At 41.8% G+C, this 1,011-nt stretch carries 1 protein-coding gene and 1 pseudogene; both read left to right on the top strand.

Translation table 11 applies throughout. The features are described from left to right. Window positions 1-178: pseudogene (locus ACF8FD_RS07000) on the top strand (LexA family transcriptional regulator); the annotation flags it as partial. A 12-nt stretch (window positions 179-190) separates the two neighbouring features. Then, on the top strand, window positions 191-1,011 hold an 821-nt coding region (locus tag ACF8FD_RS06995; protein ID WP_392453293.1), incomplete at its 3' end, for a Y-family DNA polymerase.

Genomic DNA, 1,011 nt, shown 5'->3' with positions numbered 1-1,011 from the left:
AAAACAAGAAATCAAAGAAATGTTTGGGGATGAAAACTATGAACTTCCCCCTATTTGGCTAAGAGCTGAAAACCCAGCTTACGAGCATATAATTCCGAAAGACAGTCAGTCTATCTCCATCCAAGGGGTTGTGACCTTCAACCTCAAGCAATTTTATAGACGCTCTACCAGCAAATAAGAAGTATAAAAAATGAAAGCTGAAAATCGTATATTCGCGTTAGTTGACGTGAATAACTGCTACGTCAGTTGTGAGCGTATTTTTAATCCGTCCCTTAATAATCGTCCGGTCATTGTTCTCTCGAGTAATGATGGTTGTGCCGTGGCACGCTCCCAAGAAGCCAAAGATATTGGCATTAAAATGGGTGTGCCAGTATTCCAAATTCAAGACATCATCAAGAAGCATGATGTTCAGGTGTTCTCCAGCAACTTTGCCCTTTATGGAGCCATGTCTCGTCGTTTTATGACTTTACTGGGGATGTATGTTGCACCAGGAGAACAAGAGATTTATTCAGTTGATGAATGCTTCTTGGATCTCACCAGCTATGAGCATTTATTTGATTTAACCGACTATGCCCAAGACATTCGTAAAACTGCTTGGCAGTGGCTCACTTTACCCTGCTGTGTGGGCATTGGACGCTCAAAAACTGAAGCAAAAATTGCCAACCATCTAGCCAAGAAGAATAAGTTTTTTAATGGGGTATGCAATCTAGTCGATATGGATCCTTGCTCTACTGAGGCCATGCTTGCACAGATCGACGTTGGCGAGGTTTGGGGTGTTGGGCGTCAGAACTGTAAAAAGCTTAATGCAATGAATATCCGTACAGTTTTGGATTTAGTTCAAGCGCACCCGGCAGAAATTAAAATGCAGTTCAGCATTATCATGGAAAAGACCGTACGCGAATTGAATGGGATCTCATGCATCGATATAGAGAGCGATTCACCTGCTAAAAAGCAAATCATCAGCAGCCAATCTTATGGCCAACCCATTTACGACATTGAAAACATCAAATC

It is taken from the genome of Acinetobacter sp. TYF_19, from assembly GCF_043105125.1.
GTDB classification, from domain to species: domain Bacteria; phylum Pseudomonadota; class Gammaproteobacteria; order Pseudomonadales; family Moraxellaceae; genus Acinetobacter; species Acinetobacter johnsonii.
The sequence above is the reverse complement of the archived record's forward strand: the minus strand, read 5'-3'. Positions and strand labels throughout refer to the sequence as shown.